At 40.1% G+C, this 6,386-nt stretch carries 6 protein-coding genes; 4 read left to right on the top strand and 2 right to left on the bottom strand.

The annotated features are described in order from the left end of the window. Positions 1 to 837 (bottom strand): DUF874 family protein (locus G6069_RS00860; protein WP_197293080.1); only part of this gene is annotated, 837 nt, incomplete at its 3' end. Positions 838 to 934: 97 nt separating this feature from the next. Next, positions 935 to 3,367 (bottom strand): pyruvate, water dikinase, encoded by a 2,433-nt coding sequence (gene ppsA / locus G6069_RS00855; RefSeq protein WP_197293079.1) that lies wholly within the window; start codon positions 3,365 to 3,367, stop codon positions 935 to 937. A gap of 165 nt (positions 3,368 to 3,532) precedes the next feature. On the opposite strand from ppsA, the gene G6069_RS00850 reads away from it, so the two are divergent. From G6069_RS00850 to rpmI, 4 genes are read left to right on the top strand one after another with little or no spacing between them, the layout of a single operon-like run. Next, positions 3,533 to 3,685, top strand: coding sequence for a hypothetical protein (locus tag G6069_RS00850; protein ID WP_001872558.1), 153 nt, complete (start codon positions 3,533 to 3,535; stop codon positions 3,683 to 3,685). Positions 3,686 to 3,724: 39 nt separating this feature from the next. After that, positions 3,725 to 5,563 (top strand): threonine--tRNA ligase, encoded by a 1,839-nt coding sequence (gene thrS, locus G6069_RS00845; RefSeq protein ID WP_079369622.1) that lies wholly within the window; start codon positions 3,725 to 3,727, stop codon positions 5,561 to 5,563. Then, complete coding sequence (gene infC / locus G6069_RS00840; RefSeq protein WP_000091337.1) at positions 5,560 to 6,171, top strand: translation initiation factor IF-3; 612 nt, start codon at positions 5,560 to 5,562, stop codon at positions 6,169 to 6,171. Before thrS ends, infC begins: the two co-directional genes overlap by 4 nt. Next, on the top strand, positions 6,152 to 6,346 hold the full coding sequence (gene rpmI / locus G6069_RS00835; RefSeq protein WP_001125542.1) for a 50S ribosomal protein L35: 195 nt from the start codon (positions 6,152 to 6,154) through the stop codon (positions 6,344 to 6,346). The genes infC and rpmI overlap by 20 nt, the downstream gene beginning before the upstream one ends. Positions 6,347 to 6,386 lie beyond the last annotated feature (40 nt).

Raw genomic sequence — 6,386 nt, 5'->3', positions numbered from 1 at the left:
AGAGTTTGGGAGGTGTTTTGGCTGGATAGGGGTTTGATTGGTTTTTGTGGGTTTAGGGGTTTTGCATTCAGCTTCTATTTCTATAGCAATACCAGTAGTAATACCGGTCTTAATTCTTGCTTTTTTAATAAACAATTGGCCATGTTTTTCTTGGCAATTTTGTTCTGTTTCTTTAATGAAATCTTTCTGTTCTTTAATCAAATCTCTTTGTGTATTAATTGTCTTTTGTTTTTGCTGTTCTAACTCTATCTCACTCTTATTTGCTTTTTGTTTTTCTTGTTCTGTCTTTTGTCTTTCTTGTTCTGCTTTTATTTGACTATTAGCGAGTTCTATCCCACTCTTGTTTGTTTTCTGTCTTTCTTGTTCTAACTCTATTTCACTCTTATTTGTTTTCTGTCTTTCTTGTTCTAACTCTATCCCACTCTTATTTGCCTTCTGTTTTTCTTGTTCTAACTCTATCTGTTTATCAGTATCACCAGCGCTACAAGCGGCTAATAATAAACTTGCCGCTATTGTTAATCCTGAATATTTCCACCAATTGATTTGATTCTCTTTTTCAGCTTGTTTGGATTTATCCTGGACTTTATCGTCTAATTTTTTTGCTTTCCTGCACGCAACATGGGTCAATACTACTAATGCCGCCCTGCTTTTCTTGGGGTGTTTTTTTACAAGTCCTCTAACTTTCTTTGCGATCTTTGTAAAAAACCCACCAATTGATCTGATCATATTTGTAATGGCGCTCGCTTGTTTAAAATGAGTCTCTTTATTTGCCTTTGCGTTAGCTGTCTCTGTGTTCTTGCCAACCTTATTTGTTTTTCCTGTTTTTACTGATTCCATTACCAACCTTTTTTCAAAAAACAATCTCACCTTTCAAAATTATATCATGGAAACTAATACGAAAAAACCCACTCAAGTTAAATTAACCCATTTATTATCAAGTTAAGCCATGTTCTTTCAACTCTTTTTCTAACTTGGCTACAGCGTTCCAAGTGGGGATCACGCTATCAGGGTTTAAAGAAATGGAAGTGATGCCCTCTTTGACTAAAAACTCTGTTACTTCAGGGTAATCGCTTGGGGCTTGCCCGCAAATCCCGCAATATTTGTTGTGCCTTTTACAAGCTTCAATCGCTTTTTTAAACATTTTTAGCATCGCTTCATTCCTTTCATCAAAGACATGGCTGACTAACTCGCTGTCTCTATCCACGCCTAAAGTGAGCTGGGTTAAATCGTTTGATCCAATAGAAAAGCCATCAAACAAGCTCAAGAAATCATCAGCCAAAATGACATTCACCGGCAATTCACACATGATATAAATTTCAAGCCCGTTTTTACCGGATTCTAAATTGTTTTTTCTTAAGATTTCTAGGACTTTTTTACCCTCTTCAATGGTTCGCAAAAAGGGGATCATCACTTTCATGTTCGTTAAGCCCATTTCTTCCCTTACTAGCGCTAAGGCTTCACATTCCCATGAAAACGCTTCATTATAACTTTCTGAATAATACCGACTAGCCCCCCTATAACCAAGCATGGGGTTTTCTTCATTAGGTTCATAGCTAGAGCCGCCAAGCATGCGCATGTATTCGTTGGATTTGAAATCGCTAGTCCTTACAATGACAGGTTTAGGGTAAAACGCCGCGCTGATCATGCCAATGCCTTCAGCGATTTTTTTCACAAAAAAATCCTTAGGGTTAGCATAGCCTGCCATGAGGTTTTCAATTTCATTTTTTTCTTTCATGCTTTTTTTGTGGTGCAAATCCACTAAAGCTAAGGGGTGGGCTTTGATTTGATTTAAAATAATCATTTCCATTCTGGCCAGCCCTACGCCGTGATTAGGGAGTTGAGAAAAGCTAAAGGCTTTTTCAGGGTTTCCAATATTGATGTAAATTTTTGTTTGAGTTTCTTGCATGTTAGAAAGCTCCACCCTTTCAATTTCATGCTCATAAATGCCTGCATACACATAGCCCTCTTCGCCCTCAGCGCAAGAAACCGTGATTTCCATGCCGGTATAAAGGCTATCAGTCGCCCCGCTCACCCCAACAATGGCCGGCACGCCAATTTCTCTAGCCACAATAGCGGCATGGCAAGTGCGCCCCCCACGATTGGTGATAACCGCACTCGCTTTTTTCATGCAAGGCTCCCAGTCTGGGTCGGTGTTATCGGTAACTAAAATTTCGCCCTCTTTAAAAGAATTCATATGCTCCAAATCATTGATGATGCGCACTTTCCCTGATCCGATTTTACTCCCAATCGCTCTGCCTTGCAAGATAATTTCTTTTTTTTCGTTAGGGTTTTTGAATTTGAATTTTTCAAAGACTTGATTTTCTTCTTTACTTTTTTGGCTTTGAACGGTTTCAGGGCGCGCTTGAACGATAAAGATTTCCCCGCTATCGCCATCTTTAGCCCATTCTATATCCATAGGGCGGTATTGTTTGGCTTCTTTAGAGTAATGTTTTTCAATTTCAATGGCGTATTTGGCTAAAATCAGCACGTCTTCATCGCTCAATGAAAAGGATTGCCATTCTTTTTTGGTGGTTTTAATGTTTCTGGTGGGGTGTTCGCTACCCCTTGGGGCATAGACCATTTTTTGCGTTTTATTGCCGAGTTGGCGTTTGATAATGGGGCGTTTGTTTTGCTCTAAAGTGGGCTTAAACACATAAAATTCATCAGGGTTTATCGTGCCGCCCACCACATTTTCGCCCAACCCCCACGCTGAAGTGATAAACACCGCGTCTTTAAAACCGGTTTCAGTGTCAATAGAAAACATCACGCCCGCGCTGCCTTTATCCGCTCGCACCATTTTTTGCACCCCCACGCTCAGCGCGACTTTTAGATGATCAAACCCACGACTCGCTCTATAGCTAATCGCTCTGTCGGTAAAAAGCGACGCCAAACAGGATTTGATATAGTGGATCAATTCTGTTTTGCCCTTAATGTTTAAATAAGTGTCTTGTTGCCCGGCAAAAGAAGCGTCCGGCAAGTCTTCTGCAGTAGCGGAACTCCTTACCGCCACATCGGCTTCTTTCATGTCGTATTGTCGGCTTAAAATTTCATAAGCTTGAAAAATCTCATCTCTCAAATCGCTAGGAAAAGGCGTGCCAAAAATAAGCTCTCTGATTTGTTTGGAGCGGATTTTTAACACATCAATTTCGGTGGCATCAACATTTTCTAAAAGCTCTATGATCTTTTGTTTAGCCCCCCCTTGCTCCAAAAGATACCAATACGCTTCGCTCGTGATCGCAAAGCCATCAGGCACTTTAATCCCAATTGGCACTAATTCTTGAAACATCTCGCCAATGCTAGCGTTCTTGCCCCCAACCAGATTCACGTTCTTATTGTTCAACTCTTTGAAAAACTTGATATATCGCACAAAACTCCCTTAAAATTATCATTAAGTCTCTTAAAACATAAAATATAATAATGATAGCATGATAGAGCTTTAGTTTGAGCTAGTTTGTATTCTAAGCTTTCTAATAGGGGTGTATTCTTTTTGGTTTATGATTTTATTGTATAATAGGCGATTAGTTAGGTATTTTTGAATATAGAAAGGGTGGTTTTGTATAGGCGGTTGTTATTGAATTTGTTTTGTATGGTATTTTTACAAGCGTGTTTAAAGCCTATGAGCGACCCTAAAGCTGAGAAAGTGGATTCGCAAGTGCAATGCGGGTTTGGATCAAAAGATTGCTGAATTTTAAGGTTTAAAGAAAGGAAATATAAGTTTTAAAGAATGAGTGCGGAACTGATTGCCGTTTATAAAGACGAGCAAATAATAGATTTAGAGAGCGCGAAAGTCTTAGGGCTGAGCGATGGGATCAAGGCGTTAAAAGGGAGCGAGCCGATATTTTTTGATGATTCGCCTTTGGCTTTAGAAGTGATCAGGCATTCATGCGCGCATTTGCTCGCACAAAGCTTGAAAGCCCTTTATCCGGACGCGAAATTTTTTGTAGGCCCTGTGGTAGAAGAGGGGTTTTATTACGATTTCAAGACTTCTTCAAAAATCAGCGAAGAGGATTTGCCTAAAATTGAAGCGAAAATGAAAGAGTTTGCGAAGTTGAAACTCGCTATCACTAAAGAGACTTTAACCAGAGAGCAAGCCTTGGAGCGTTTTAAGGGCGATGAATTAAAGCATGCGGTGATGAGTAAAATCAGTGGCGATGCGTTTGGCGTGTACCAACAGGGCGAGTTTGAAGATTTGTGTAAGGGGCCTCACCTCCCAAACACCCGTTTTTTAAACCATTTCAAGCTCACTAAATTGGCTGGGGCTTATTTGGGTGGCGATGAAAACAATGAAATGCTCATTAGAATCTATGGCATCGCTTTTGCCACTAAAGAGGGCTTAAAAGACTATCTTTTCCAAATAGAAGAAGCGAAAAAACGAGATCACAGAAAGCTGGGCGTGGAGCTAGGGCTTTTTAGCTTTGATGATGAAATAGGGGCAGGCTTGCCGATATGGCTGCCTAAAGGGGCAAGGCTCAGGAAACGCATTGAAGATTTATTGAGCAAGGCGTTACTTTTAAGAGGCTATGAGCCGGTTAAAGGCCCTGAGATTTTAAAGAGCGATGTGTGGAAAATCAGCGGGCATTATGACAACTATAAAGAAAACATGTATTTCACCACGATTGATGAGCAAGAATACGGCATAAAGCCTATGAATTGCGTGGGGCATATTAAAGTCTATCAAAGCGCTTTACACAGTTACAGAGATTTGCCCTTAAGATTTTATGAATACGGCGTGGTGCATCGGCATGAAAAAAGCGGCGTGTTGCATGGGCTTTTAAGGGTTAGGGAATTTACCCAAGACGATGCGCATATTTTTTGCTCTTTTGAACAGATCCAAAGCGAAGTGAGCGCGATTTTAGATTTCACGCATAAAATCATGAAAGCGTTTGATTTTAGCTATGAAATGGAATTATCCACAAGGCCGGCTAAATCCATAGGCGATGATGAAGTTTGGGAAAAGGCCACTAACGCTTTAAAAGAAGCCCTAAAAGAACACCGCATTGATTATAAGATTGATGAAGGGGGAGGGGCTTTCTATGGGCCTAAGATTGACATTAAGATCACTGACGCTTTAAAGCGTAAATGGCAGTGCGGCACGATTCAAGTGGATATGAATTTGCCTGAACGCTTCAAGCTCGCTTTCACCAATGAACACAATCACGCTGAACAGCCGGTGATGATCCACAGAGCGATTTTAGGCTCGTTTGAAAGGTTTATTGCGATTTTGAGCGAACATTTTGGGGGGAATTTCCCTTTCTTTGTCGCGCCCACTCAAATCGCTCTCATCCCTATTAACGAAGAGCATCATGTTTTTGCTTTGAAATTAAAAGAGGAATTAAAAAAGCGCGATATTTTTGTAGAAGCGCTGGATAAAAACGACAGCTTGAATAAAAAGGTGCGCTTAGCCGAAAAGCAAAAAATCCCTATGATTTTAGTGTTAGGGAATGAGGAAATGGAGACCGAAATTTTATCCATTAGAGACAGAGAAAAACAAGCTCAATATAAAATGCCCTTAAAGGAGTTTTTAAACATGGTTGAATCTAAGATGCAAGAGGTTAGTTTTTGAGTAGAAGCGAAGTGTTGTTAAACGGAGACATTAATTTTAAAGAAGTGCGTTGCGTGGGCGATGATGGTGAAGTGTATGGGATTATTTCTTCCAAAGAAGCGCTAAAAATCGCTCAAAATTTAGGCTTGGATTTGGTTTTGATTTCAGCGAGCGCGAAACCTCCCGTGTGTAAGGTGATGGATTATAATAAATTCCGCTACCAAAATGAAAAGAAAATCAAGGAAGCCAAGAAAAAGCAAAAGCAAATTGAAATCAAAGAGATCAAGCTTTCCACTCAAATCGCACAAAACGATATTAACTATAAAGTCAAGCATGCGAGAGAATTTATTGAAGCCAATAAGCATGTCAAATTCAAAGTGGTTTTAAAGGGTAGGGAGAGTCAAAATTCAAAAGCCGGGCTTGATGTGCTTTTGAGAGTGCAAACAATGATGGAGGATTTAGCCAACCCTGAAAAAGAGCCAAAAACCGAGGGGCGTTTCGTTTCGTGGATGTTTGTGCCTAAGGCTAAAGAAGCCCCCAAAAACGAAAAGAAAACCAAAGAAAATAACCCACCTTTTAATCGTATTAACCTTATGAAAGGAGAAAATCATGCCAAAAATGAAGACTAATCGCGGCGCATCTAAGCGTTTCAAAGTCAAAAAAAACTTGATCAAGCGTGGTAGCGCTTTTAAAAGCCATATTTTGACTAAAAAAAGCCCTAAGCGTAAAGCCAATTTAAACGCGCCAAAACATGTGCATCACACTAACGCGCATTCTGTCATGTCGTTGCTTTGCAGGGCTTAGGAATGCTGATTAGAAAGTGGAGTTAATCCCCTTATTTAAG

The sequence above is a fragment of the Helicobacter pylori genome (genome assembly GCF_017594925.1).
Classification (GTDB): Bacteria; Campylobacterota; Campylobacteria; order Campylobacterales; family Helicobacteraceae; genus Helicobacter; species Helicobacter pylori_DP.
This window is presented reverse-complemented; position numbering and strand designations above follow the sequence as displayed.

Bases quoted from the DNA above. Each gene is read 5' to 3' on its own strand.
- thrS (WP_079369622.1), top strand. From the start codon at position 3,725: ATGAGTGCGGAACTGATTGCCGTTTATAAAGACGAGCAAATAATAGAT.
- rpmI (WP_001125542.1), top strand. From the start codon at position 6,152: ATGCCAAAAATGAAGACTAATCGCGGCGCATCTAAGCGTTTCAAAGTC.